The following is a 25,515-nucleotide window of genomic DNA, read 5'->3' as shown; positions in this document are numbered from 1 at the left end:
GCGGTTTTCGAAAGCGGTCCGCCGGCGCGGACCCAGCCGCAACGAGGCACTCAGGCGAGGTTGGCGACCGAAGGGTAGAGCGGGTGGGCTGCGGCGAGGACCTCTACGCGGTGACGCAGGCCCGTAAGGTCCGTGCCGGCGTCGGCCTTCAGAGCCTCGGCGATGATGTCCGCGACCTCACGGAAGGCGGCTTCGCCGAAGCCGCGGGTGGCCAGCGCCGGGGTGCCGATGCGCAGCCCGGAGGTGACCATCGGCGGACGGGGGTCGAACGGCACGGCGTTGCGGTTAACCGTGATGTCGATCTCCGCGAGCCGGTCCTCGGCCTGCTGGCCGTCAAGTTCGCAGTTGCGCAGGTCCACCAGGACCAGGTGCACGTCGGTGCCGCCGGAGATCACGTTGATGCCCTTGGCGGTGACGTCTGGCTGGACCAGGCGGTCGGCCAGGATCCGGGCACCGGCCAGGACGCGTTCCTGCCGTTCTTTGAACTCGGCGGACGCGGCGATCTTGAAGGCCACGGCTTTTCCTGCGATGACGTGCTCCAGCGGCCCGCCCTGCTGGCCCGGGAACACAGCCGAGTTGATCTTCTTGGCGATCGCGGCGTCGTTGGTCAGGATGATGCCGCCGCGCGGACCGGCGAGGGTCTTGTGCGTGGTGGAAGTGGTGACGTGGGCGTGCGGCACCGGCGAGGGGTGCAGCCCTGCGGCCACGAGCCCGGCGAAGTGCGCCATGTCCACCATCAGGTAGGCGCCCACGGAATCGGCGATCCGGCGGAACTCTGCGAAGTCCAGCTGCCGGGCGTATGCGGACCAGCCGGCGACGATCAGCTGCGGCTTGTGCTCCTGCGCCAGGCGCTCCACCTCGGCCATGTCGATCCGGTGGTCCTCCTCGCGGACCTGGTACGGGATCACGTTGTACAGGCGGCCGGAGAAGTTGATCTTCATGCCGTGGGTCAGGTGGCCACCGTGAGCAAGGTTCAGGCCCATGATGGTGTCGCCCGGTTTGATCAGCGCGTGCATCACCGAGGCATTCGCCTGTGCACCGGAGTGCGGCTGCACGTTGGCGAACTCGGCACCGAAGAGGGCCTTAACCCTGTCGACAGCCAACTGCTCGATCACATCGACGTGCTCGCAGCCACCGTAGTAGCGCTTGCCGGGGTAGCCTTCGGCGTACTTGTTGGTCAGGACCGAGCCCTGTGCCTGCATCACTGCCACGGCGGTGTGGTTCTCCGAGGCGATCATTTCCAGGCCGTCGCGCTGGCGGCCCAGTTCGTCGTCGATCTTGGCCGCGATCTCCGGGTCCAGGACGGACAGGTCCGCGTCCAGGGATGGGGAAACGACCTGCGTAAACTCCGCGGTTGCTGACTTTGCCGTGCTCACAGCTCGCCGCCGTTCTTGGACGCGTAGTCCTGCGCGGAGAGCAGCGGGCCGTCAGACTCGGCGGCCACCTTGAACAACCAGCCGGCGCCGTACGGGTCGCTGTTGATCAGTGCGGGATCTTCGACGACGGCCGGGTTGGTCTCCGTGACCTCGCCCGTCACCGGGGAGTAGAGGTCGGAGACGGACTTGGTGGATTCCACCTCGCCGCAGGTCTCCCCCGCGGTCACGGTCGAGCCGACCTCGGGCAGGTCCACGTACACAATGTCACCGAGGGCGTCCGTGGCCACGGCGGAGATGCCGATGGACACGAGGTTCCCGTCCTCGCGGGCAACCCACTCGTGCTCGTCGGAGTACTGCAGTTCTGCGGCAACTTTAGCCATGTGTTATTTCCTTAGTTTGGTTTTGTGAAAACTGAGAGAGCGTCGGGTGGCGCGGGACTACTTTTGGCGCTTGTAGAACGGCAGTGCCACGACTTCGAAGGGCTCGGTCTTGCCACGGAGGTCGATGTCCAGGGCAGTGCCGGGCTCCATGAAAGCGACGTCGACGTAGGCCAGGGCCACCGGGTAGCCAAGGCTGGGCGAGGGCTGGCCGGAGGTGACTTCGCCAACCACGGCGCCGTCGTTGAGGACTGGGTAATGCCCGCGGCCGGCCCGGCGCCCGAGTCCCTTAAGGCCAACCAGCCTGCGGCCGGTGGTAACTCCGGCACCGGCTTCCTTCTTGGCGGCGAGCGCCGCCTTACCCACGAAGTCGCCTTCCTTGGACAGCGCGACGACGGGTCCCAGGCCGGCGGCGAACGGGTCGCCTTCCAGGGAGAGTTCGTTGCCGTAGAGCGGCATGCCGGCTTCGAGGCGGAGCGAGTCGCGGGAGGCGAGGCCTGCAGGCACGAGTTCCCCTTCGTCCGCGATGGCGACGATGGCCTGCCAGAGCGCGGCGGCGTCCTCGTTGGCCACGAAGATCTCGAAGCCGTCCTCGCCGGTGTAGCCGGTGCGGGCCAGCAGCAGTTCCTGGCCGGCGCCTGCCACCAGGATCGGGACCTCGACGGCGGCGTAGTACTTGAGGTCCGTGACCAGGCTGTGCTGGGCGGCAGGGACCAGACGTAGCAGGAGTTCCTCCGCTTTAGGTCCCTGGATAGCGATCAAGGACGTCTCGGCGGAGACGTCGTCCACCACCACGTCGAAGCCGGCAGCGCGCTCGGCCAGCGCAGCTGCCACAGTCTTGGCGTTGCCGGCGTTGGGGACCACCAGGAAGCGGTCTGTGCCGTCTTCTGCGGCAGGACGGCGGTACGTGATGAGGTCATCGATGATTCCACCGTCCTCGTTGCAGATCAGCGAGTATTTGGCCTTGCCCACGGCCATGGCGGAGATCTTGCCCACCAGCGCGTAGTCCAGGAACGCTGCGGCATCGGGGCCGGTGACCCAGACTTCGCCCATGTGGGAGAGGTCGAAGATGCCTGCCGCCTTGCGGACGGCGTGGTGCTCGGCCAGTTCGGAGCTGTACTTGAGCGGCATCTGCCAGCCACCGAAGTCGGTGAAGGAGGCGCCGAGTTTCTTGTGCTCTTCGTAGAGCGCGGTGTAGTTCTCAGTCATCGTGGAGTCCTTAGTTTTCAAACTCGGAAAGCGGCGGGCAGGAGCAGATCAGGTTCCGGTCGCCGGCGGCTCCGTCGATGCGGCCCACTGGTGGGAAGTACTTGTCCTGCTTGAGCGAGGCCACCGGGAACACGGCCTGTTCGCGCGGGTAGGCACGGTCCCAGTCGGTGCTGATGGCGGCAGCAGCCGTGTGCGGGGAGTTGCGCAGCGGGCTGTCGTTGACGGTGAAGTCGCCGTGGGCCACCTGGTCGATTTCGGCCCGGATGGCGATCATCGCCGTGATGAAACGGTCGATCTCGTGCAGGTCCTCGGACTCGGTGGGCTCCACCATGAGTGTCCCGGCCACGGGGAATGCCAGGGTGGGGGCGTGGAACCCGTAGTCGATCAGGCGCTTGGCCACGTCCTCGGCCGTGACGCCGGTCTTGGCGGTCAGCTCACGCAGGTCAAGGATGCACTCATGCGCCACCAGTCCGCCTTCGCCCGTGTACAGCACCGGGAAGAAGTCGTTCAGGCGGGCCGCGATGTAGTTGGCCGCGAGCAGTGCCGACTTGGTGGCCTCGGTCAGGCCAGCACCGCCCATGAGCTTCACGTAGGCCCAGGAAATCGGCAGGACACCTGCGGAGCCGAAGCGGGAGGCTGAGATCGGGACGCCGTCGCCTTCGGTCCAGGTGGCAGCGTTGCCCGGCATGAACGGTGCCAGGTGTGCTTTTGCGGCGACCGGGCCTACACCGGGTCCCCCGCCGCCGTGCGGGATGCAGAAGGTTTTGTGGAGGTTCAGGTGCGAGACGTCGCCGCCGAATTTGCCGGGCTGGGCCAGGCCCACCAGGGCGTTCAGGTTGGCACCGTCGATGTACACCTGGCCGCCTGCGGCGTGGATGGCGTCGCAGACTTCGCGGACGTCGGCGTCGTAGACGCCGTGCGTCGACGGGTAGGTGATCATGATGCAGGACAGTGCGTCCTTGTGGGCCTCGATCTTGGCGTAGAGGTCGGTGTGGTCGATGGTGCCGTCGGCGGCGGTGGCTACCACAACCACCTTCATGCCGGCCAGGACGGCCGAGGCCGCGTTGGTGCCGTGCGCCGAAGCTGGGATCAGGCAGATGTTGCGCTGTTCGTCCCCGCGGGAGCGGTGGTAGCCGCGGATAGCCAGCAGGCCGGCGAGCTCGCCCTGGGAACCGGCGTTGGGCTGGATGGATACTTGGTCGTAGCCGGTGATCTCGGTCAGCTGGGACTCGAGGTCCGCGATCAGTTCCCGCCAGCCTTCGGTCTGGGAGTCGGGCGCGAACGGGTGGATGGAGGCGAATTCCGGCCAGGAGATCGCTTCCATCTCGGCGGTGGCGTTCAGCTTCATGGTGCAGGAGCCCAGCGGGATCATGGTGCGGTCCAGCGCGAGGTCCCGGTCCGAAAGCTTGCGGATGTAGCGCAGCAGCTGGGTCTCGGAACGGTGGGTGCTGAACACGGGGTGCTGGAGGTAGTCGGAGGAACGCTCGACGGCGGCATCCAGCTCGAACGCAGGGTCGGTGCCAGCGGCCGCGTCAACAGCCTCGGCACCAAAGGCGGCCAGTACGTCATCGACGATTGCCGGCGTCGTGGTTTCATCGGTGGAGAAGCCAACAGTGTTGGCATCGATGCTGCGCAGGTTGATGCCCTTGGCTTCGGCGGCGGCGACGATCGCGGCGGCCTTGCCCGGTACCGAAACGGTGACAGTGTCGAAGAAGCTGGTGTGGAGCACGTCCAGGCCGGCGGCTTTCAGGGACGCAGCGAGGGTCTTCGCGTGGTGGTGGGCGGCCTGCGCGATCGCCTTCAGGCCGTCCGGACCGTGGTACACGGCGTACATGGAGGCCACGATGGCCAGCAGTGCCTGCGCGGTGCAGATGTTGGACGTGGCCTTCTCACGGCGGATGTGCTGCTCACGGGTCTGCAGCGCCAGGCGGTAGGCCGGCACGCCGGCGTTGTCCTTGGAGACCCCAACGAGGCGGCCCGGCATGGAGCGCTCGAGGCCCTTCTGCACTGCCATGTAGGCGGCATGCGGGCCGCCGTAGAACAGCGGGACGCCGAAGCGCTGGGCAGAGCCGACGGCGATGTCGGCACCCTGCTCGCCGGGAGGCGTGATGAGGGTGAGTGCCAGCAGGTCCGCGGCCACGGTCACCAGGGCACCGCGGGACTTGGCGTCGGCGATCACGGCGGAGTGGTCGAAGACACGGCCGGAAACACCTGGCTGCTGCAGCACCACACCGTTGATGACGCCGTCGGGCAGGCCCTTGGAAAGGTCAGCGACCTCCACCTCGAAGCCCAGGGCCTCAGCACGCCCCTTCACGATGGCGATGGTCTGCGGCAGGCAGTCGGCGTCCAGGACGGTCTTGCCATCGCGGGCGTCCTTGTTCTTGTTGGCCCGGCGCATCATCAGCACGGCTTCAGCCACGGCGGTGGCTTCATCCAGCAGGGACGCGTTGGCGACGGGAAGGCCCACGAGGTCCTGGACCATGGTCTGGAAGTTCAGCAGCGCCTCAAGACGGCCCTGGGAGATCTCCGGCTGGTAGGGCGTGTACGCGGTGTACCAGGCCGGGCCCTCGAGGATATTGCGGCGGATCACCGGAGGCGTCACGGTGTCGTAGTAGCCCTGGCCGATCATCTGCACGGCGGTCTTGTTCTTGGCGGCGATCCTGCGAAGCTCGGCGAGCGTCTCAACCTCGCTCAACGCTGCTGAGAGTTCCAGCGCGGAGTCCTGGCGGATGTCCTTCGGAACCGCGGTGTCTACCAGCGCATCGACGGTGTCGTAACCGACGGCCTTAAGCATGGCGTCGACGTCAGCCTCACGGCGGGCACCGATGTGCCTGTCAACAAAGGGCGCAGAGGCTGAAGTAGCGGTAGCTGGGGCGGCGGAGGCCGGATAGACGGTCACAAGGAACTCCATAATTCAGGCGGCGAGGGTACGCCACATCGATTCGGGTTCCTCCCCACTCTGTATTGGACCTGAGAGTTTCCGTGCGGTTCCGCTGCTGCGGGACCACACTTGCACCGTCGGTGAGCAAACCGGTCCGGGTGTTCCGGAACGAACCGGGACACCTCAGGCGGACAGCCTGCTACTTTCCAGAGTTGCCTCGCCGCGGCGGTACATGGGCCTGAGAGATTCCTGGGGAGGATTTGCTCCTACGGCGCCTGCTTGTACCTACTAGCAGAACTCTCCCGCCGCAGATCAAAGGCTTATTCATTTGGGATTGAGATTGGCCGGTGACAGCCATCACCAATTGTCCTATGCCGCAGGCTTTCGGGCAAATGGTGACCGCGTCACCACCTTGGACCGGCCTGGCGCCACTCAGCCCCTCAGCCGCTCTACCGCTGCGAGGAGTTCGGCAACGTCACCCTGCCTGCCGTCTGCATTGCCGGACGGCCCGCTCTCCCACATGGCGTTGAAGTACAACCCGTCCCCCATGTACAGCACGGCCTTGGCCATCGCCTTGCCAACGTCCGCCCCGATCAACTCCAGCCACTGCTGCTGGATGGCGGCGAAACGACGGCGGGCCTCCTCGTGGGCCACCTCGGCCAGGCGGGTGGCGGCAACAAACGAACGGTCCATGGGGGTGTCCGACCACAGTGAGGACCGGATGAAGTACGCCGCGGCACCCTCAGGCGCTGCCGCCATGGCTGTAAGGTCCTCACCGGCCAGGCGGTCCAGGCGCTCAAGGGTTGCGGTGATCAGCGTTTCCTTGTTCGGAAAGTGATACAGCAGGCCGCCCTTGGACACCCCGGCCTTTTTGGCAACTGCATCGAGGGTGGCAGCACGCTCCCCGACGTCGATGAGAAGTTCTTCAAAGGCGTCGAGGACGGCATCTCGCGCGACGGGTTTTCTGGCCATGGGTCCAATCATGCATCCTAAGGGTCCCTCATTTCTTAACTATACCGTCCAGACGGTACAGTTATTTCCATGACACCGTCCGCAACCTCCCGGCAGAACACCCGCAGCACGCCACCCACCACCGCATCAATACCCGCCGGCACTTCCGGGCAGTGGCGGGACTGGCTCGCTTTGGGACTGCTCATGTTTCCGGTACTCCTGGTTGCCGTGGACAACACGGCGCTGACGTTTGCGCTGCCTGCCATCGCGAGAAGCCTGGAGACCTCAGGCGTCCAACTGCTGTGGATTGTGGACGCCTATCCCCTCGTGCTTGCCGGGCTGCTGGTTGCCATGGGCAGCCTGGGTGACCGGATTGGACGCCGGCGGCTGCTGCTGGTCGGCAGTGTCGGTTTCGCGGCAGTCTCGGCGGCCACAGCATTCGCCCCGAGCCCAGAGTGGCTGATAGCCGGCAGGGCGGCGTTGGGATTCTTCGGGGCCATGCTGATGCCGTCCACCCTGTCCCTCATACGCAATATCTTCCCGGACCCCAACCGGCGCCGGCTGGCCGTGGCCATCTGGGCGGCCGGCTTTTCCGGCGGCGCAGCGCTGGGGCCGATCTTCGGTGGCTGGCTGGTGGAGCAGTTCTGGTGGGGCGCCATCCTTTTGGTCGCCGTACCCATCATGCTGCCCCTCCTGGCCTTCGGTCCCGCCTTCATCCCGGAGTCCAAGGACCCACACCCCGGGCGGGTTGACGTGCCAAGCATCCTGCTTTCCCTGTTGGTGATGGTGCCCGTTGTTTATGGCATCAAAGAACTTGCCACTGAAGGCATAGGGACGCTTCCGCTGCTCGTCATAGGGTTTGGCCTTGCCATGGGATTCGTCTTTGTCCGCCGGCAACTGCGGCTGGCGAGCCCCCTCCTGGACATGTCCCTGTTCCGCAACAGGGTTTTCAGTACGGCCATCACGGCAAACGTCCTGGCGCTGTTTTCTTTCAATGGCTTTATCCTGTTCCTCGCCCAGCATCTCCAGTTACTGGAGGGCATGACGCCGTCCGCCTCCGGCGTGGCCATGATCCCGGCCCTTGTGGCAACAGTGGTGGCCGGACTGGTGGCAGTACCCCTGGTGCGGAAGGTCCGTCCGGGCTTTGTCGTGGCCGGTGGGCTGGCCCTGAGCGCAACCGGCCACGGGCTCGTGGCCTTCGGCAACCACAGCGCCGGCCCGGCCCTCCTGCTGGGAGCACTCCTCATCCTGGCCCTGGGGGTGGGAACGGCCGAGACCATCTCGAACGACCTCATCCTGGGCGCTGTTCCCGCCGAGAAGTCAGGCGCGGCAGCCGCCATTTCCGAGACGGGCTACGAAGTGGGGTCGCTGCTGGGGACCGCCGTCCTGGGCTCCATCCTGACCGCTTCGTACCAGCACAACCTGCTGGTACCCGCCGGTCTCGCAGCGGCCACATCCGGATCCGGCGCTCACCAGGCGGGCGAAACCCTGGCCGGTGCCATGGAGCTCGCTGGCACGTTGCCCGCACCGCTCGCGGAAGCCCTCCGCGCCGCAGCGCGTGCGGCTTTCGATTCCGGGGTGCATATCACCGCGGGGATCGCCCTGGTCCTACTGGCAGGAGCTGCGGTGCTTGCCGCCGTCGCACTTCACCGCGTTCCCAAGGCGCACTAGGCGAGCGCATTCCACGAAGCCGGCAGGGCTCAGCGTCATTCGCAACAAGAAAGCGCCCGGCTCCGGAGATGGCTCCGGCGCCGGGCGCTTTACTGCGCGTTATTCGCTACTTTGCGTCCGGTGCGGTGACGCTGGCGGAGGCCTTCATGGTCTCCGCATTCACCATCCACGCATACTGTTCCAGCTTGGCGATGAATTCATGCAGCAGGTCTGCGGTGGTGGGGTCTTCCTCATCCACTTCGTCATGGACCTTGCGCATGGTCCCAACGGCGGCCTCAAGGGCGGCGACGATCCGCTCAATGGCATCCTTGGTGTTGATAAGGCCCGCCGGGAACGGGGCCAGGCTGGTGCTCTTGGCCACCGTGGCACTGCGGCCGTCCGGGAGGGCATGCAGGGCCCGCATTCTTTCGGCCATGTCATCGGCGAACTGGCGGGCGGCATCGACGATTTCGTCCAGCTGCAGGTGGAGGTCCCGGAAGTTGGTGCCGACGATGTTCCAGTGGGCCTGCTTGCCCTGGATGTGCAGTTCGATCAGGTCCGCGAGAACGGCCTGGAGGTTGTTGGTCAGGGTCGGTGAAGCTTTCATGAATCCTCCTCGATTGGTCCAGTGATCCTGACCGTATCAGCCGTGATGAGCCTACGGAGCAAAATTTCTCAGTGAGCTTACTATTCCGAACGAGGTGACATAAAAGAATGGGATTCATATAAGCCCTTGCGCGAAAGCCGGATGCCGTCCATACTAAATGAACGTCATTCATTTAGTGACGGTCGTCTCACTGGAAGTAAGCACATGATTGAAATTTCCTGCCTCGACTCGCCCGACTCCTTGGCCCGGACAGCGCCGTCCGAACGCCCTGCCCTCCGGGTCGGCGTCGTGCAGCACCGCTGGCATGCGGACACTGCCGTCCTGCAGGCCGAACTCGACGAGGGCATCGGCCGTGCCGCCAGGCTCGGTGCCACTGTAGTATTCCTGCCCGAACTCACCCTTTCCCGCTACCCCGCGGACACCCGCCCGGAGAACGACGTTCCCCGGCGCGGAGCCGTACAGCCACCGGCGGACCGGCCCCGGCCCTCCGACACCGCTGAAGACCTGCTCACCGGACCCACCTTCCGCTTCGCCGCGGACTCAGCCCGCCGCCACGGGGTCTCCGTCCACGCCTCGTTGTACCAGAAGGCAGACAACCCGGACGGCAGCGATGACGGGCTGGGCCTGAACACCGCCATCCTGGTTTCCCCGGAAGGTGAGCTGCTGGCCCGCACGCACAAGCTGCACATCCCGGTCACCGCCGGCTACTACGAAGACAAGTTCTTCCGCCAAGGGCCCGCAGCGGCCGATGCCTACGAGGTCCACGCGCCGGCGGAACTGGGCGGCGCCCGGCTGGGCATGCCCACCTGCTGGGACGAATGGTTCCCCGAGGTAGCCCGGCTGTACTCCCTCGGCGGCGCCGAAATCGTGGTCTACCCCACCGCGATCGGCTCGGAACCGGACCACCCCGACTTCGACACCCAGCCGCTGTGGCAGCAGGTCATCGTGGGCAACGGCATCGCCAACGGGCTCTTTATGATCGCCCCTAACCGCTGGGGCAGCGAGGGGACCCTGAACTTCTACGGCTCCTCGTTCATCTCCGATCCCTATGGCCGGATTCTGGCCCAGGCCCCGCGGGACGCCTCCGCCGTTCTGGTGGCAGACCTCGACCTGGACCAGCGGCGCGACTGGCTTACCCTTTTCCCCTTCCTGGCCACCCGCCGCCCCGACACCTACGGCCGCCTCACAGACCCCGTGCGGCGTGACCTGCCGCTCGGCGGCGAAGCAGCCGTAGTCGAAGGGGTGAGCGCATGAGTTCCTGGCGCATGCCCGCCGAGACCGCTCCCCAGGAGCGGCTCTGGATGGCCTTCCCCACCGGAGGGTACACGCTGGGCGACACGGAGGAAGCTGCCCACACTGCCCGGTCGACGTGGGCGGCGGTGGCCAATGCCGCCGTCGAGTTTGAACCGGTCACCATGGTGGTGGACCCCGACGACGTCGGCATCGCCGCCCGCTATCTCCACCCTGCCGTCGAGGTACTCGCGGCCCCGCTCAACGATGCGTGGATGCGGGACATCGGCCCCACCTTTGTGCTGGACCAGGACGGGCACCTTGGCGCCGTCGACTGGGTCTTTAATGGTTGGGGCGCCCAGGACTGGGCCCGTTGGGACAAGGACGCACTAGTCGCCGGCGAAATCTCCGGCCGCTCAGGCGCCCGCCACATTCTCTCCGCCCTGGTCAATGAGGGCGGCGGCATCCAGGTGGATGGCGAGGGAACCGTGCTGGTTACCGAAACAGTGCAGCTCGATCCGGGCCGTAACCCGGGACTCAGCCGTGCGGACGTCGAGGCGGAGCTCGCCCGGACTATCGGTGCAACCCACGCCATCTGGCTTCCCCGCGGACTGGCTCGGGACTCGGAGAGGTTCGGCACCCGCGGCCATGTGGACATCGTGGCAGCCATCCCCTCCCCCGGCACGCTGCTGGTCCATTCCCAGCGGGACTCCCGCCACCCGGACTTCCAGGTAAGCCGGGACATCATCGAGCACCTCCGCACCACCAGGGATGCGGCCGGACGGGAATGGAACATCATCGAAGTCCCCGCTCCGGAAACTCTGTGGGATGAGGAGGGCTTTGTGGACTACAGCTACATCAACCACGTCGTGGTCAACGGCGGTGTCATCGCGTGTACGTTCGCGGACCCGAACGATGACAAGGCGCTGCAGATCCTGGCCGAGGCCTACCCCGGCCGGCGTGTGGTCGGCATCGACGCCCGGGAGCTCTTCGCCCGTGGCGGCGGCATTCATTGCATCACCCAACAGCAGCCTGCTGCCTCGTAGAAAGCGCTGGACAATGACGCAAACTATCCGCAAGAGCACCCCCGCCGGCCAGCCCGGTGGGGCTGACGCGCCGGGCACTGCGCACGGCATTACGGCCAAGGGCCTCAAGGGCGGGCAGCTGGGCCTGCTGGCCGTTGTGGTCCTGGGCATCTCCACCATCGCCCCGGCGTACACGCTGACCAGTGCCCTGGGCCCGACGATCAACGAGGCCGGGCTACAGCTGCCCGTGATCTTCCTCATCGGGTTCATCCCCATGATCCTGGTGTCACTGGCCTACCGGGAGCTCAACGCCGACTCCCCGGACAGCGGCACCACGTTCACCTGGGTCACTAAAGCCTTCGGTCCGTGGGTTGGCTGGATGGGTGGCTGGGGACTGCTGGCGGCAAACATCATCGTGCTGTCCAACCTGGCCGCCGTGGCAGTGGACTTCTTCTACCTCTTCCTGTCACAGCTGACGGGCTCACCCGAGCTGGCGGACCTCGCCGCCAACAAGCCGCTGAACGTGCTGACCTGCTTCGTCTTCGTAGCCTTGGCGGTGTGGATCAGCTACCGCGGCATGCACACCACCAAGCTGGTGCAGTACGGCCTGGTGGGGTTCCAACTGCTGGTCCTGGGGTTGTTCGTGGCCATGGCCTTCGCTAACTGGTCCACGTCTGAAACAGCCATCCCGTTTAGCTGGGAATGGTTTGACGTCACCAGGATCGAGACGTTCGGCCAAATCGCGGCCGGCATCTCGCTGTCCATCTTTGTGTACTGGGGCTGGGATGTATGCCTGACCGTGAACGAGGAAACCACCAACGGCAAGAAGACGGCTGGACTGGCAGGGACCCTCACCGCCGTCATCGTCCTGGGCATCTACCTGATGATCAGCATCTCCACCATGATGTTCGCCGGGATCGGCGATACCGGCAACGGGCTCAGCAACCCCGATAACCAGGAGAATATCTTTATCGCCCTGGCTTCCCCCATCATGGGACCATTCGCCATCCTGATGTCCCTCGCCGTGCTCTCCAGCTCCGCGGCGTCGCTGCAGTCCACGTTCATGTCACCTTCACGCAGCCTGCTCGCCATGGCCCACTACGGCGCGCTTCCCAAGCCGCTCAGTCGCCTGAGCAAACGTTTCTCGACGCCGCGCACCGCCATCATTGCCGCCGGCGTCCTGTCTGCCGGCTTCTACGCGGTGATGCATGTGATCAGCGAGAACGTCCTGAACGACACCATCCTGGCGCTCGGCCTGATGATCTGCTTCTACTACGGCCTCACCGCGATCGCTTGCGCCTGGTACTTCCGGAACAGCGTTTTCAGCAGCGTCCGCAACTTCGTACTGCGGCTCCTGTGCCCGGTACTGGGCGGCGTCGGCTTGTTTGTGGTCTTCCTGCAAACGGCCGTGGACAGTTGGGCTCCGGAATTCGGCAGCGGGTCAGAGGTCTTCGGCGTGGGGCTGGTGTTTGTCCTGGGTATCGGGATCCTGGCGCTCGGTGCAGTGTTCATGGTGATCATGGCCCGCCTTCGCCCCGGGTTCTTCCGCGGTGAGACCATCCGACGCGACACCCCCGCACTGGTGGTGCCCGAGTAGGCGCCACGCGCTGGCTGGCCTCCGCGGTTGCCCGACCGCGAGCACACAGAACGGCACCCTGGCCCGGATTTCCGGAACAGGGTGCCGTTCTTGGGTTTACTGTGCTTATCTCAACGCCGGTTCGCCATTGAACCGATGGTCACCAGAAGTGCGCTACGTCCACCACGAGCCTTGATCCGGAGCCCGGTCCGTCCAGGGTAAATACCCGGAATGGGAGCCGTGCGCGGACGCCAAGGCCCACGGTTGTGTAGCCTTCAAAGCTGCCTGCCCAAGCTACCTGACGGAAGGTCTGGTAGCCCGCCACGTTGGTCAGTTCGGCCTGGTTGGCCGGGCTGTACGTAGCGGCGCCGGTTTCGACGTCGTAGGACGGCGCGGTCACGGTGACGCTGAGGAACGCCTGCCCCCGCAGGGGAACCAAGTGTCCGGAGCCGTCCTGTGCCACGTAGTCGACGTAGCGGACGTTGTAGCCGGCCACAGGGCCGTTGAGATCAACCACCATCCGGTCGAAGCAGTAATGCTGCCCCGTCCGCACGTTGGTTACTGATGCGGCGCTCATCGTAGGATTGCTCTTTTCCAGCGATCCCCAAACAAGTCCGCAATAGGACGTGGTTGCCGAGGCAGGCCCCGGAGCCAGGAAACCCAATCCGACAGCCATCAAAATGACTGCGAGCCACGTATGAATCTTTTTCATTGTGGGCCACCTTTCGAGTGATTGGATAGCTCAAGCGTAGGAGCCTCAAAAGCCCTTAAGAAGGGTTGTATCCGCTTCGGCGCGGAACCGTTAAAAGCGCCGGACTCCGGTCACGCGGGCGTAATCATGGGGGCTCTGCGGGGGCAAAAGAAACCCTATTAACACCGTTTCTGGACACTAGCGTTATGCATCATAACGACGCCGGCACGCGGCTTTGCGAGGTTCCGGGCCGGAGCGCAGAAAGGCGCCGTCCACGAGCGTGGACGGCGCCTTTCACATGGGCGTGGGGCAGCTAGCCTTCGCAGTCCCGGCAGTACTTCATGCCGTTCTTTTCGCGGGCGACCTGGGATCGGTGGCGGACCAGGAAGCAGGACGAGCAGGTGAATTCGTCGGACTGTTCGGGAACAACAATGACGGTCAGCTCTTCGTTGGAGAGATCTGCTCCCGGAAGGTCGATGCCTTCGGCGGTGTCGTTCTCGTCGACGTCGATAACCGCGGTCTGGGCGGCACCTGAACGGGTGGCCTGGAGGGCTTCCAGCGACTCGGCGGGAGACTCTTCTTCTTGCTTACGTGGAGCGTCGTAATCGGTAGCCATAGCGGGTTCACTTTCGTTGCTGCGCAGCGCCATTTCAGGCACCTCAGTGAAGCAGTTTAGGTCATTATGCCGTGACTTGGAGAATAGTGTGCCCAACCAGACATATTGCTACCGTTTGTTGGATTTCGAAGCCTCAGCAGCGTGCGCGGCCCTGGCGTGGTCGCTTGCAACAGCGATGCCGCTAAGTGCCGGGAGCCAGCCCCAGCGAGTGGCGTCAGCCATCGCATCTGCCGCCTGGTCAACCGAATCGCAGAGGAACACATCGGCGAGCCATGAACTGGCGGAAGCAAGCAACGGAGGAGTCATGAACCGAACGTACGGGCTGAATGTTGTGGGCTCATTTCGTAGCCGTCTCGCGGCTGTTAAGCCCTGACGCCTTTGTGTAGCGGCCTGGGTTCTGGCGGCCCGTGCAAGTCAGTCCTACGCTGAAAATGCAAGTATTCTCCATTGCGACCCGAGGAGGCACCACCATGGCAGTCAAACTCAACCGCAAAGCCCTGACGCATGCCCGTGAACTCGTCAGGGACGGGAAGGTGGAACGCGATGTCCGCGATGACTGGAGTGAGCACGCGCCGTCGGCCGACGACGAAAACGCCTTTATCGACAAGCATGGCTTTGACGACTTCGCCCAATGGCACCTGGGACGCGACGACGAAAAGTCGGACGAAACCAAAGGCAGCGTGAGCTTTCCGTTCGGCGATTTCAAGAAGGTGCACCGCTGCGCCGTGATCTCGTTGGAGAGCCGGGCCGCCCAATACGGGCATGACGATATCAAGGACGCCGCAAAGAAGCTTCTGGAGCTGATCGATTCGGAGTAAACGTTTCAGCCTGGGGCCGTCCTTGGGCTGTTCGACTGTTCCTTGGGATATATCCCGGATATCACATCTTGCGGTCTGATATATTAGTCATGACTTGAATCCGCAGAGGATCGATCGTCAACTCGATGAGGAGTGGAACAGTATGCAGCAACTTGCGCACCGGCTCGAACGCCTGGGCACCGAAACCGCCTTCAGCGTCGCCCAAGCCGCGGCCACCTGGAAAGCAAAGGGGAACCTCGTGTACCCCTTCCATCTCGGCGATATCAACATTCCGACAGCCCCCCATATCGTCGAAGCGATGAATCGGGCCATCGCCGACGGCTATACGGGCTATTGTCCCGGCCCCGGCATCCCGCAGCTGCGCGAGGCCCTCGCCGACGATCTCGGGGCCCGCCGAGGCATGACATTCTCCCCCGACAACGTCGTCGTGATGACCGGCGGCAAGCCCGTCATCACCAAGTTCCTGCAGGCTGTGATGAACCCCGGCCAGGAAGTGCTCTATCCCAACCCGGGCTTCCCGATCTACGAATCCCAGATCGAGTACCTTGGTGGCACGGCCGTACCATACCGCTACCTGCCCACGAGCCAAGGCTTCGCGATCGACCTCGACCAGGTGCGGGCATCGATCACCCCGAATACTGTCGCAATCATCTACAACGACCTTCAGAACCCCATCTCCGCCGAGTCGACGGCGGCTGAGCGTGAGGCAATCGCACAGCTCGCGCAGGAGCACGACCTCTGGGTACTCTCCGATGAGGCGTACTTCGAGACGCGCTATGAGGGTGTCTCAAGCTCGATCGCGTCGCTTCCCGGAATGGCGGAGCGCACCGTGATCCTCTACACGTTCAGCAAGAAGTTCGCCATGACCGGGTCCCGCCTGGGGTGCGCCGTCGCCCCGATCGAGATCGCCAAGATTCTCAGCACACTCAATACGAACGATGAGTCGTGCACCACGCACTACGTGCAATGGGCAGGCATCGAAGCGCTCCGTGGCACCCAGGAACCCGTTCAGCAGATGCTCGACATCCTGCGCGAGCGCCGGGATGCCGCATGCGAACTCGTGAACGACATCTCCGGCGTTCACGTCGCCGTGCCGCAGTCGACGTTCTACCTTTTCCCCGACGTCACTGATGCCATGGAACGCATGGGTTACACGGCAGTCGGCGATTTCGCCTCGGCAGCGCTGCAGGAAACCGGCGTCTCATTCTGCACCCGCGAGCACTTCGGCCGCCGCCAACCAGGCGAGGACCGGCAGTACATCCGGCTCGCCTACTCGGGCATCGACGTCGCTGATATCCGCGATGGCCTCGGCCGCCTGCGCAAGTGGATCGAGACGGCATGAGCCGGGTCGTCGTCACGGGACGGGTACCCGAAACCGCACTCGAGAAGCTCCGCGCCGAGCACGAAGTCGATGCCTGGCCGGGTCCGGAGTCGATTGGCCGCGAGGAGCTGCTGCGCCGGGTAGCCGGGGCCGACGCCGTGGTAAGCCTGCTCACCGAACGCATCGACGCCGAACTGCTCGACGCCGCCGGCCCGCAGCTCAAAGTAGTCGCGAACGTCGCCGTCGGCTATGACAACATCGATGTGCCGGCCTGCACCGAACGGGGCATCGTCGCCACCAACACACCCGGCGTGCTCACGGAGGCCACTGCCGACATCGCGCTCGGCCTCATCCTCTCTGCGACCCGCCGGCTCGGCGAGGGGGAACGGCTCATCCGCTCCGGCCAGGAGTGGAAGTGGGGCATGTTCTTCCTGCTCGGCAGCAGCCTGCAGGGCAAGACCCTCGGCATCGTCGGCATGGGCGGCATCGGCCAGGCGACCGCTCGCCGGGCAAGGGCCTTCGGCATGGACATCGTCTACCAGTCACGCAGTGAGATCGACCCCACGGTCGCAACCGAACTGGACGCCCGGAGGGTCGAGCTCGACGAGCTGCTGGCCATCTCCGACGTCGTCTCGCTGCACTGCCCCTACGGGCCTGCCACACACCATCTGATCGGCGCGGAACAACTCGCCGCGATGAAGGCCTCGGCGTACCTCGTCAACACCGCGCGCGGACCGATCGTTGACGAAGCGGCGCTCGCATCGGCGCTTCGCGAGGGGCAGATTGCGGGCGCGGGGCTCGACGTTTTTGAGAAGGAGCCCAGCGTGCACCCCGGATTGCTCGAACTCGAGAACGTGGTGCTCGTGCCGCACCTCGGCTCCGCCACTGTCGAGACCCGTACCGCCATGGCGATGCTCGCAGCAGAGAACGTGCTCGCCGTGCTCAGCGACGAACGACCACCTGCCCCACTAAATTAGGGGCAGTCGGGCACTGACGTGCCAGCCGAGTGAATAAAGTACGAGCCCCGTCCGGAAGGACGGGGCTCGTACTCGTTCCTGGCCGGGACACGCCCATCTTCCTCAAGTGTGTGGTGCCCAGTGTCGCGGCAAGAAAAACCCCTCCGTTCGGGGCGAAATCGCCGGAACGGAGGGGTATCTGGAGCCTCCTGTCGGATTCGAACCGACGACCCCCGCTTATCGCGGCGGGGTATCCCGGGTGCTCCCGGCGGTGCCCTGAACCAGCCTCTGACCAGCAATTTTGCAGCTATTGATGTCGAAATCATACCCGCGTGGTCCCGGCAGTTCCCGTTCAAAGCGTGTCGTAAACGTGTCGTTTCCGTGGATCGCTCTCCGGAAGCGTGCCGATCGACAGGAGGCGTGCCCCGCGGGCTCGCGCCCCCGCCCGGGGGATGGCAGCCGGTATACGCCAACAACGCGCCCTCAGTGACGGTAGTTGCCTGTACGACGACCGTCTGTTCTCACAGGAGGTTCACTAGAGCTGAGGCCGACCCACCACGTTACCGACACCTAGTTCTCCCTACCTGAGCGGTAAGCGAGCACAGCCTAGTCCAGCGCAATGGCGTATGTTTTCGGACATCCACCATTACGTCGGCTCTCATTCTTGGGGACGAGGCCGTCCGCCAACTGGCCGTTGCTGGTGGCAGTGCCTAATCAACCGGGGAGTGGACTCCAACTTCAAGCTCTGCGCAACATCGCCGAACACGTAGCACCGGCGATCGGGGGTGCGGACAGTAGTACCGAATGCGACCAGCGAGACGTCCCAAGAATTTCCCAAGGTTTCTCTGTGGCTGCGGCACTACAGTGAAATATCTATATAAAGGTCAGGCGGGACTGCCCCGGCTTTTGTTGACAGAGAGTCAACGAAACTCGGGGCAGTCCCATATTCGTCAATATTCAAACTTGGCCTTATGTTTGTTGAACTGTTTGGTCCAGCTTTCGGGCTGGCGTCCTTCTTCAGAAAGCACTGAGTATTGAAAAAGATTGACGATCTCTATTGTGAGGCCTGTGGTGTGCATTTCTCCGCCAAACCGAAGGCGGGGCCGTTCGGTTTTATGCGGGCTGGTTGCGCAAGCTGTTTGTCGAAGGTCGTCCTTCCGCTAACTACCTCCATGAGGTTCACCTACTGGGCCCTCGTCGTTTTAGGTGCAACCGGTATAGCAGTGCTATGGATGCAGGGGTATTGGTTTTACTACATTGGGCCCGTTCTAACGATTGCAATTACCAGTCTAGTGATCGATCTCGTGATCAGGTCGGCGGGCATCAGGAATGCTACAGGCGCTGATGGTAGCAATAAACAGCGTACAAAGAGGTTGAGCAGGGAAGTCGCCTGGACGATGGGCGCTGTGACGGCCGTTCAGATTGTAGTGGTGGTCGCGGTTGAAACAGCCGAGGTGCACACGGTTACGGATCGGCCAGAGAGCCCAGAGACGTTCACCTCGGAACAGCATCTCACCGGCAAGTATATTGTTAGAGAGGACGATAATCCGGTCTGCTGGGTGGGGCAATCTTATAATGATTGCATTAATGCCCACGTCGATCAGTATAATTATGCGTGTGCTGATATTGAGTTGGCATTTTTGGGTTCAGTAACATGCAATTCCTATCTAAGGACCATAGATGAAATGAAAGCAGAGGATCGGCCGGGCTGGGTAGTTTCAAGCTTGGGAGGCCCCGGGCACCTCAGTCGGAGGGCTGAAGTGTCGAGCCGTAAAGTGGGTAACGATGACTATGAACCTGCGGTAACCCATACGGCCGTCTGCTACCTAGGTTTCATCGGGGAATGCCTCCCGAGATGAGGCTGCCACTGCCTCGGAGCAGGGTGACCTTAGGCAAAATTCGTTGAGATCATTCGGCCACGGAACGTGATGGAATTTAGGTTTGCGCTCTAACTTCTGAAGGTGCGGTGTGGGTGACCCCTACCTTGCGGTCAACCGTACCGGTGGTGACCAGATCTCGGGTTTTGGTTATCGACTTCAAGCGATCTAGTCTTCTTGCACGGAAAGGAGAACCATCCGAATGACGGACTTTGACACGGCCCTTAGCGCGGCCGCCCAGCGACTCATGGAAGCCAAAAAGCTTGCCTTGCTTCGCGAGATGGAGATCGAGGTGGCTCGCAAGCACGGTGAAATTGCGTGGCGGGCGGAATATGAGCCGGTCGTCCGGAAAGTCGCGTACGACACCGCACACTGGATGGTCGCCGAGGTGTCGCAGTGGCTGCTCACGGAGGATGAAGTGGGGGAGAGGTTGGCTGATGTGCTCCGTGAGCGTCACGCAGTCGCCGATCCGCTCGCATCGGAAATCGTCGCAACTGTGCGATCGGTTCTGTCCGAGCTAGTGACGGAGATCAAATTCGGTGATGAACCTGACGAGGATTCGGATGCGGGCCCGTTAGTCCCCTAGGCGACGGTCGTTTCTGGAGCGTCTTCGCTTTGCACGGATGGCACCCGCGGCCCATGCATCCTCCTTCATGCTGATCCGAGTGAATACGAGGAAGAGGCCACCCACGCCGGCCTGGCTGTGGGCGTTGGGGGCGCTCGTCGGCGCTCATCTTTGCCTCCCTGTCGCTTGCGTTCAGCACGCTCACACCGGTGCGGGGCATCGTGGCGGTGGCCGGACTTGTGATCTTCCTCGTCGGGATCGTCGCTTTCGTGCGGGCGTTTCGGCGTGAGCGAAACCGTTCGTAACGGTGCAGAACGAGGACCGGAAACTCCGCGCCATCACGCACGGACTGATGCCGTGGCAGCATTTCAGCATCTGGTCACGCGGGATTTGCAGGTCGCACTGCTGGTCTTGGCTACCCCAGAAGTCATTCGCTTACTGCGACGGGAACCAGCTCTTGGGTGGCTTAGCCGGGCATGCCCTGTCAGCGTTCCGAGCGATCTGGATGGGCCGCGAAATGAGCGAACATAGACCGGATCTCGAGCGGGCAACCCCATTTTCCGCAGGCGACTAAGTCTTTTTTCAGTGCACGGGCAGCCCTAGCAACCGTGTACAGGGACGCCTCGATGTCGGTGCCGCCCGATACGCTCACCGTCATGCGAGAGGAACTGCGGAACGCTGACGCCGGCCGGTACTTGGTGACTACTGCGACCGGTAGTCACTACTTGCTCGACTTGGACGCCCGGACACTAATGCGGACCATGGCCGCGACCGCACCGATTTTTGAGTATCTGGTCGCAGGGTTTTCGCAACTGCGCCGGGATGGAGAGGCCATGGAACTCCTCCTGCTTGAGAGCTGCAGGGTTGGGGCCCCGGCGCTGATCTGGCTACAAGTCCGTGCGGACCGTATCCCCACGATGAGGACAACATCGCCCGTCGTCCTCATCGAAGACCTGACGGTGGCGGACCAGTGAGCGATGCGACGGGATCCCGATCCCCCATCGCAGTCTTCGGGGATTGGCATGGCGACCAGGGGTGGGCAGTGAAGGCAATCGCCTGCGCGGCGCGAGAAGGCGTGAAGACAATCATCCACGTGGGTGACTTCTCTCTTGATTGGCCCGGTGCCAAACGCGGACGCTACGAGCAGCGAGTGAATCGGGCACTGGTCGAATACGGCTTGATGTTGATTGTTTCGCCGGGCAACCATGACAACTTGAGCATCATCAACAAGCGCGAGACTCAGGAGGATGGACTCATCTCTTGGCGAAGCAACCTCGGTGTACTGCCTAAAGGTGGACGTACCCAGGTCGAGGGTCTTCAGGTCGGCGGTCTTGGCGGAGCCTATTCCATCGATCAAAAGTGGCGAACAGAAGGGAAAGACTGGTGGGCCGATGAAGAGCCCACCGCGGCCCAGGCAGAGCATCTGATCGGCGGCGGACCAGTCGACATCCTCATCACCCACGACGTTCCTGCTGGCATACCCGTGCGGAGCGAATTCAACCTTCCCGCGCACGTCGTAGAACGGGCCAACGGCACCCGGCTTTTGCTGCGAGAGGTCGTAACCACACTCAGGCCAGCTCATGTCCTTTCGGGCCACTGGCATCAGAGGCTTACCCACGAGCTGCAGCATCCCGATGGACAACTGACGCGGGTTGATGTCCTCGGGATGGAAAACAACCCGGCAGGAAACGGTGTGCTGATCTGGCCGGGTGACAACCGGCTCCGGATCGAACCCCTCCTGATCAAAGGAAGATGACCAACGCCAGAGGCCGGGGGGCCTGGAAGACCCTCCATTTCGACGGCTTCAGCCCCAACGTTCCTGCGAGGCGCGCCGTCGACACGCAGCTTGAGGGTCCTCCAGCCGACGCCTGGGCCTGACCGGGCACGGGCCGGAAAGGACGACCCACCTGAACAAGGGTGTGGAAGTGGACGGCAAGACCGTCACGGCCGGCCGGCGCGGCTGGGAAAGCATCGTCCATGCGGCCAAGGCCGTGGACACGCTGCAGGACTAAACAGGCTTAGGGCGCAGGAAAGCCCCGGAACGGTTGCCGTTCCGGGGCTTTTTGGTATGAGGCAAGGGCGGGCTCGTGTGCGAATGGGCCGCCTAGTCCCTCTGAAGGCCATTGTCGCCGGGATGGATTTGGGGCACTTAGCTTAGAGGGTCTTGTGATGGGCTGTGAGAGGGGGGCCCTGCGGATCCTATCCCCGGCGACAATGGCCTGTGTCAGAAGGACCAAAGAGTTTGGTCCACAGTGGCTGGGCACCTGCGCACCCATCACCGGCAGCCGGACCGGCTTCAGGCCCTGGGTGGGTGGCTCAACGGGAATGATCGGTGCTCCCCGGCCGATCGCGACCGACGTGCCCGTTGACGGGCGCCTCCAACTGGGGTCCGTTCCGCCGAAAAGGCCTCCCTTGGCGGCCCGCGCGACGGCACCCTCAGTATGTTGTTCCATGGTGTTGCCCTATGCTCCCCGAGCCGCGACAGGTGTCGTTGGGTACACGCCATGGTTGACGTACCGCCTCAGGCCCTGCCAATGGTTGAAGGGGCTGGTCAGAGGCGCGCCAGCAGCTCAGCCATCTTTTTTGCGAACTTTCATACTGGGTGACGATGCCTGAATCCCGTAGGGCAGCAGGCTTTGTAAGCTGTTTGGCACGATCGCTGAGGTTGCGCCAGAAGGCAAGGAGGTCATGCAGTCGGCGGGGTCCAGGATCAGCGACCCGGCAGCCACCGTCTCCGAGGTCTGCGGCTTCTAACCCGGGGCCGCCAACAACACCGCTTAGACCGTAAGGATCGCCTCGATGCAGTCGATGGTGACTGCACGAACCCCGTCGGTACCACCTGCCGGATAGCCGGTGGCGGCGAAGACCTGGGCTACGTCGTAGCTGGCGTTTCCCAGTCGGGCTTGTCCTCATTGTCGAGGCGCAGGACGGTGCAGTTCAGTGTCCGACCCTGGTTTATCCGGCGTTCGGCGAGGCGGACAAGCCCTGCTGCTGCCTTGCGGCGCGAGGTGAAAAACTGGCTGGCTGCGGCGCCGATCTTTTACTTCCCACAGCTGCTCAGCGTGGACGATCTTCTCGACGAAAGTGAGCCCCGCGAACGGGGGCTTCACTGAGGAACATGCGGAGGTGTTTCCGCGCTTCCCACCAACCCGTTGTCCGGGATGTCGGCGAGGATGGACTCGCCGAGTTGGTGCACCGTAAGTCCGCTGCGGCTTGAGGCCAGTGCGCCCTCCCCTAGTAGCCTGTCGCGTAGACCTCCTCCAAAGTGCTGTTCTGACAGTACGCTGACGAGCAATAGAATCCACACGTCGGATTCAAAACGGGGCTCCAGGGGGCAGTAAAAATGACCGAAGGCATTGACCCGAGTTTCAATTTCCATTCAGACTCGGATGGCAAGGACCCCGACAAGTACAGTCCGACGCTGCGCCGATACCACCAGCTGCTGTGGAGCAAAGAGTTACCCACCGGAGGGCGCTTTGACCTTGCGCCAGAACCTCGCAGGTACCTCGTGCACCGATCTTCCCGGGGCGTCTTTTCCCTCTCCAGTGACGCCTTTACCACCAGGCTGGGGAAACGGGCGGGGCGCGTCATACGTGAGATCCCTGATGACGAGCTGCCGAAATGGCCCGGATACACAGTCGGCAGTGCCATCGTCTTTCCGGCCAACACGGTAGACGGAAAACAGACCATCAATGGTGCACGCGGGTTTCTCGCTAATATCGCCGACAGCCCCGACCTGACCTTGGAATGCATCCGCCGCCACTATCTCGGAGTGCAGCGGAACCCGCTGGCAGAGGTCCTGCTCAGGTATAAGGATTTCTTCGACCTGTTCGGGGACTTCCGCGGGTACGTCAATTTCTTCCTGCTGCAGGACCTCGTAGAGGATGACGGCCGGGCCATCCGGTTCTTCCACCCGTTCGCTGATTTCAGGACGCCGGCCGTACCGAAAAGCAAGCCTGACTACCTTCGGTATCTGCAAGCCAGCAACGATTTCATCCGGGCGCGAAACCGCAGGATCGCCGAAGCGCTGTAGGGGCTGTCACTGGCCGCTTACGTTACGGAGGCAGACCCTCCAGAGCGTCAGGAACGACCAGCACCTCGTCCTCTTTGGCATCACCGGCAAGCTTCGCGTTGACCTGCTTGAGTAGCAGGGTGATGAGCGCCCATACGACCGGCAGCATAGGCCGGGCCCCGTTTGGCAGATGGTTATCAGGCCTAGGAAGGTGCTAATCGGGCTCGTTCCGTTGCAGGAGTCCCCAACATGCGTAGGTGTTCCCGGGCCTCTCACCACTTCGCGCACCGAATCCGCTACGGCTTCAGGACGGCCCATCCGATCACTCGGGAAAGCCTCCACCCCGAGATGGCCGTTCTGCAGGTACGCTCACGATCAGAAGAAAAGTTCAGGCAGTGGTTGACAAATAGGGGAACCAATGGACAAGAAAGACGCTCATTTCAACGTATTCGGAAGTGCCGTTCGATGAGGGGAATCGATACAAGCTTCGACTTTCATTCAGACACTCCGGATGGCAAAGACCCGGACCGATATAGCCCCACCATGCGCAGGTACCAACAGCTGCTGTGGGGTAAGGAGTTGCCCACTGGAGGGCACTTCGACCTGTCACCGGTACGTCACCACCTGGAGCACCACTCCTCCCTAGGTGACTTTTTCCTCGCCAGTGACGGCTTCACCACCAGGCTGCAGAAGCGGGCTCGGCGTGTCATACGTGAGATCCCGGACGATGAGCTGCCGAAATGGCCCGGCTACACGGTTGGCAGCGCCATCGTGTTTCCGTCCAACAGGGTCGGCGGAATGATGACGATCAATGGCGCACGGGGATTCCTCGCCAAAATCGCCGATCGCCCGGACCTGACCGTGGAGTGCATCCGGCGCCACTATCTTGGCAGCCAGCCGAACCCGCTGGGAAAGGTGCTGCTCAGGTACGAGGAATTTTTCAAGCTGTTCGGAGACTTCAAGGGGTACGTCGAATTCTTCCTACTGCAGGACCTCTTGCAGGATGACGGTACCGTCCGGTTCTTCCACCCGTTCGATGACTTCAAAACGCCGGCCGTTCCGAAAAACAAGGACGAGTACCTCAGCTATCTACAGGCCAGCATTGACTTCATCGGGGCACGCAACAGCAGAATCGACAGGGAACCCTAGTCCTCCTCGATGACGGCATCGCTGGATGCAGCTCATTTAGCGACGAGCGGCTGTGCCCAATCCACCAGACCTTCCACCGTGCCCGGAACGGTGAGGATTGCTTCCTCGGCCGTATCGGGTGCGAGGCTGACTGCAGACGCCAAGAAGGTCGAGTTCAAACTGGTCTCCGAAGTGTTCTAGTTTCAGTCCTGTGCTGGCTTTCCCAGCGACTTATACGGTTGGTCTTCGGGACGTTAGAGGCCGGTCTGGCTCACTTCGTAGTCGGCCTGACCGGTGTCGTGCCGATTCTGTCCCCGCGATGCAGCAGCATAGCCGCAAGTGGGGACCTCCGCGGCTGGGCCACCAGGAATGCCGTGGGCCCGTGCTTTCTAGGTCCCGCCCGAAGGAGTCAGGGTGGTTCTGAGTACCCGTCTTTTGGAACGCGTGCCATCAGGCATACTAAACGCCAATCCTGGAGCAGGCGGGACTGCCCACGGTTCTGTTGACGCCCTGACCTGGTGGGCTGGCGTTCAGGGATGGATGCCGATCATGCCCCGGGCTAGCTTGGGGCGGAGTTCCCGCCAGGACATTATCGATGCGAACCTGCCTCACAGGCATTCACGCTCGGGCGACCACTACAGCTAGCAGG

Annotated in this window: 25 protein-coding genes, 1 tRNA gene and 2 riboswitches; of the genes, 14 read left to right on the top strand and 12 right to left on the bottom strand. The window is 63.3% G+C overall.

Annotated features, from left to right (window positions below; all coding sequences use genetic code 11):
• Positions 1–50: 50 nt before the first annotated feature.
• The 5 genes from glyA to ACLKOZ_RS00185 all read right to left on the bottom strand — a co-directional run bounded on the left by glyA (position 51) and on the right by ACLKOZ_RS00185 (position 6,815).
• The gene (glyA, locus tag ACLKOZ_RS00205) at positions 51–1,376 is read right to left on the bottom strand and encodes a serine hydroxymethyltransferase (protein WP_436472163.1); all 1,326 of its coding nucleotides are present in this window, start codon (positions 1,374–1,376) and stop codon (positions 51–53) included.
• The gene (gcvH, locus tag ACLKOZ_RS00200; protein WP_376045266.1) at positions 1,373–1,756 is read right to left on the bottom strand and encodes a glycine cleavage system protein GcvH; all 384 of its coding nucleotides are present in this window, start codon (positions 1,754–1,756) and stop codon (positions 1,373–1,375) included. The genes glyA and gcvH overlap by 4 nt, the downstream gene beginning before the upstream one ends.
• A 57-nt stretch (positions 1,757–1,813) precedes the next feature.
• Positions 1,814–2,962, bottom strand: coding sequence for a glycine cleavage system aminomethyltransferase GcvT (gcvT, locus tag ACLKOZ_RS00195; RefSeq protein WP_436472162.1), 1,149 nt, complete (start codon positions 2,960–2,962; stop codon positions 1,814–1,816).
• Between the two features lie 10 nt (positions 2,963–2,972).
• Complete coding sequence (gene gcvP, locus ACLKOZ_RS00190; protein WP_436472161.1) at positions 2,973–5,873, bottom strand: aminomethyl-transferring glycine dehydrogenase; 2,901 nt, start codon at positions 5,871–5,873, stop codon at positions 2,973–2,975.
• A 38-nt stretch (positions 5,874–5,911) separates the two neighbouring features.
• A riboswitch (glycine riboswitch) is annotated at positions 5,912–6,059 on the bottom strand.
• Positions 6,060–6,158, bottom strand: a riboswitch (glycine riboswitch). It abuts the riboswitch before it with no gap.
• A 117-nt stretch (positions 6,159–6,275) separates the two neighbouring features.
• Entirely contained in the window at positions 6,276–6,815 is a 540-nt protein-coding gene (locus ACLKOZ_RS00185; protein WP_337346313.1) for a TetR/AcrR family transcriptional regulator, read from the bottom strand.
• A gap of 69 nt (positions 6,816–6,884) precedes the next feature.
• On the opposite strand from ACLKOZ_RS00185, the gene ACLKOZ_RS00180 reads away from it, so the two are divergent.
• A complete protein-coding gene (locus ACLKOZ_RS00180) occupies positions 6,885–8,465 on the top strand; it encodes an MFS transporter (protein WP_436472160.1) in 1,581 nt (526 codons plus the stop codon).
• A gap of 106 nt (positions 8,466–8,571) precedes the next feature.
• On the opposite strand, the gene ACLKOZ_RS00175 is transcribed toward ACLKOZ_RS00180, so the two are convergent.
• Positions 8,572–9,051 (bottom strand): Dps family protein, encoded by a 480-nt coding sequence (locus tag ACLKOZ_RS00175; RefSeq protein ID WP_436472159.1) that lies wholly within the window; start codon positions 9,049–9,051, stop codon positions 8,572–8,574.
• Between the two features lie 204 nt (positions 9,052–9,255).
• Here ACLKOZ_RS00175 and ACLKOZ_RS00170 point away from each other — a divergent pair, with 204 nt between their 5' ends.
• From ACLKOZ_RS00170 to ACLKOZ_RS00160, 3 genes are read left to right on the top strand one after another with little or no spacing between them, the layout of a single operon-like run.
• Entirely contained in the window at positions 9,256–10,305 is a 1,050-nt protein-coding gene (locus ACLKOZ_RS00170) for a nitrilase-related carbon-nitrogen hydrolase (RefSeq protein WP_436472158.1), read from the top strand.
• Positions 10,302–11,327: an agmatine deiminase family protein gene (locus tag ACLKOZ_RS00165; protein ID WP_436472157.1), complete on the top strand. Its 1,026-nt coding sequence runs from the start codon at positions 10,302–10,304 to the stop codon at positions 11,325–11,327. The genes ACLKOZ_RS00170 and ACLKOZ_RS00165 overlap by 4 nt, the downstream gene beginning before the upstream one ends.
• A gap of 13 nt (positions 11,328–11,340) precedes the next feature.
• A complete protein-coding gene (locus ACLKOZ_RS00160) occupies positions 11,341–12,903 on the top strand; it encodes an APC family permease (protein WP_436472156.1) in 1,563 nt (520 codons plus the stop codon).
• Positions 12,904–13,042: 139 nt separating this feature from the next.
• On the opposite strand, the gene ACLKOZ_RS00155 is transcribed toward ACLKOZ_RS00160, so the two are convergent.
• The 3 genes from ACLKOZ_RS00155 to ACLKOZ_RS00145 all read right to left on the bottom strand — a co-directional run bounded on the left by ACLKOZ_RS00155 (position 13,043) and on the right by ACLKOZ_RS00145 (position 14,495).
• Positions 13,043–13,594, bottom strand: a complete 552-nt coding sequence (locus ACLKOZ_RS00155) for an AMIN-like domain-containing (lipo)protein (protein WP_436472155.1) — start codon at positions 13,592–13,594, stop codon at positions 13,043–13,045.
• Between the two features lie 292 nt (positions 13,595–13,886).
• Positions 13,887–14,189, bottom strand: coding sequence for a DUF4193 domain-containing protein (locus ACLKOZ_RS00150; RefSeq protein WP_436472223.1), 303 nt, complete (start codon positions 14,187–14,189; stop codon positions 13,887–13,889).
• 108 nt (positions 14,190–14,297) lie between these two features.
• Entirely contained in the window at positions 14,298–14,495 is a 198-nt protein-coding gene (locus tag ACLKOZ_RS00145) for a hypothetical protein (RefSeq protein WP_337350404.1), read from the bottom strand.
• A gap of 164 nt (positions 14,496–14,659) precedes the next feature.
• Between ACLKOZ_RS00145 and ACLKOZ_RS00140 the strand changes: the two genes are divergently transcribed.
• From ACLKOZ_RS00140 to ACLKOZ_RS00130, 3 genes are all read left to right on the top strand, one after another.
• Complete coding sequence (locus ACLKOZ_RS00140) at positions 14,660–15,007, top strand: hypothetical protein (RefSeq protein WP_376049184.1); 348 nt, start codon at positions 14,660–14,662, stop codon at positions 15,005–15,007.
• 142 nt (positions 15,008–15,149) lie between these two features.
• Positions 15,150–16,349, top strand: a complete 1,200-nt coding sequence (locus tag ACLKOZ_RS00135; protein WP_436472154.1) for a pyridoxal phosphate-dependent aminotransferase — start codon at positions 15,150–15,152, stop codon at positions 16,347–16,349.
• Positions 16,346–17,305: a 2-hydroxyacid dehydrogenase gene (locus ACLKOZ_RS00130; protein WP_436472153.1), complete on the top strand. Its 960-nt coding sequence runs from the start codon at positions 16,346–16,348 to the stop codon at positions 17,303–17,305. Before ACLKOZ_RS00135 ends, ACLKOZ_RS00130 begins: the two co-directional genes overlap by 4 nt.
• Positions 17,306–17,484: 179 nt before the next feature.
• On the opposite strand, the gene ACLKOZ_RS00125 is transcribed toward ACLKOZ_RS00130, so the two are convergent.
• A tRNA-Ser gene (locus ACLKOZ_RS00125) sits at positions 17,485–17,554 on the bottom strand.
• A gap of 902 nt (positions 17,555–18,456) precedes the next feature.
• On the opposite strand from ACLKOZ_RS00125, the gene ACLKOZ_RS00120 reads away from it, so the two are divergent.
• The 6 genes from ACLKOZ_RS00120 (at position 18,457) to ACLKOZ_RS00095 (ending at position 23,759) form a co-directional block, all read left to right on the top strand.
• Positions 18,457–19,143, top strand: a complete 687-nt coding sequence (locus ACLKOZ_RS00120; protein ID WP_436472152.1) for a hypothetical protein — start codon at positions 18,457–18,459, stop codon at positions 19,141–19,143.
• A 220-nt stretch (positions 19,144–19,363) separates the two neighbouring features.
• Positions 19,364–19,747, top strand: coding sequence for a hypothetical protein (locus ACLKOZ_RS00115; RefSeq protein WP_436472151.1), 384 nt, complete (start codon positions 19,364–19,366; stop codon positions 19,745–19,747).
• Between the two features lie 635 nt (positions 19,748–20,382).
• A complete protein-coding gene (locus ACLKOZ_RS00110) occupies positions 20,383–20,700 on the top strand; it encodes a hypothetical protein (protein ID WP_436472150.1) in 318 nt (105 codons plus the stop codon).
• Positions 20,697–21,482 carry a metallophosphoesterase family protein gene (locus ACLKOZ_RS00105; protein ID WP_436472149.1) on the top strand — a complete coding sequence of 262 codons (786 nt, stop codon included), beginning with the start codon at positions 20,697–20,699 and terminating at the stop codon, positions 21,480–21,482. Before ACLKOZ_RS00110 ends, ACLKOZ_RS00105 begins: the two co-directional genes overlap by 4 nt.
• Entirely contained in the window at positions 21,479–21,604 is a 126-nt protein-coding gene (locus ACLKOZ_RS00100) for a hypothetical protein (RefSeq protein WP_436472148.1), read from the top strand. Before ACLKOZ_RS00105 ends, ACLKOZ_RS00100 begins: the two co-directional genes overlap by 4 nt.
• A 1,465-nt stretch (positions 21,605–23,069) precedes the next feature.
• On the top strand, positions 23,070–23,759 hold the full coding sequence (locus tag ACLKOZ_RS00095) for a DUF6994 family protein (RefSeq protein ID WP_436472147.1): 690 nt from the start codon (positions 23,070–23,072) through the stop codon (positions 23,757–23,759).
• Positions 23,760–23,781: 22 nt separating this feature from the next.
• Here the strand turns inward: ACLKOZ_RS00095 and ACLKOZ_RS00090 are convergent, their stop codons facing one another.
• The gene (locus ACLKOZ_RS00090; RefSeq protein WP_436472146.1) at positions 23,782–23,907 is read right to left on the bottom strand and encodes a hypothetical protein; all 126 of its coding nucleotides are present in this window, start codon (positions 23,905–23,907) and stop codon (positions 23,782–23,784) included.
• Between the two features lie 296 nt (positions 23,908–24,203).
• Between ACLKOZ_RS00090 and ACLKOZ_RS00085 the strand changes: the two genes are divergently transcribed.
• On the top strand, positions 24,204–24,887 hold the full coding sequence (locus ACLKOZ_RS00085) for a DUF6994 family protein (RefSeq protein WP_436472145.1): 684 nt from the start codon (positions 24,204–24,206) through the stop codon (positions 24,885–24,887).
• 32 nt (positions 24,888–24,919) lie between these two features.
• Here the strand turns inward: ACLKOZ_RS00085 and ACLKOZ_RS00080 are convergent, their stop codons facing one another.
• The gene (locus ACLKOZ_RS00080) at positions 24,920–25,045 is read right to left on the bottom strand and encodes a hypothetical protein (RefSeq protein WP_436472144.1); all 126 of its coding nucleotides are present in this window, start codon (positions 25,043–25,045) and stop codon (positions 24,920–24,922) included.
• Positions 25,046–25,515 lie beyond the last annotated feature (470 nt).

This window comes from Arthrobacter sp. R4 (genome assembly GCF_051365025.1).
Classification (GTDB): Bacteria; Actinomycetota; Actinomycetes; order Actinomycetales; family Micrococcaceae; genus Arthrobacter.
Note: the sequence above shows the minus strand (reverse complement) of the source record. Positions and strands in the feature narration are given on the sequence as shown.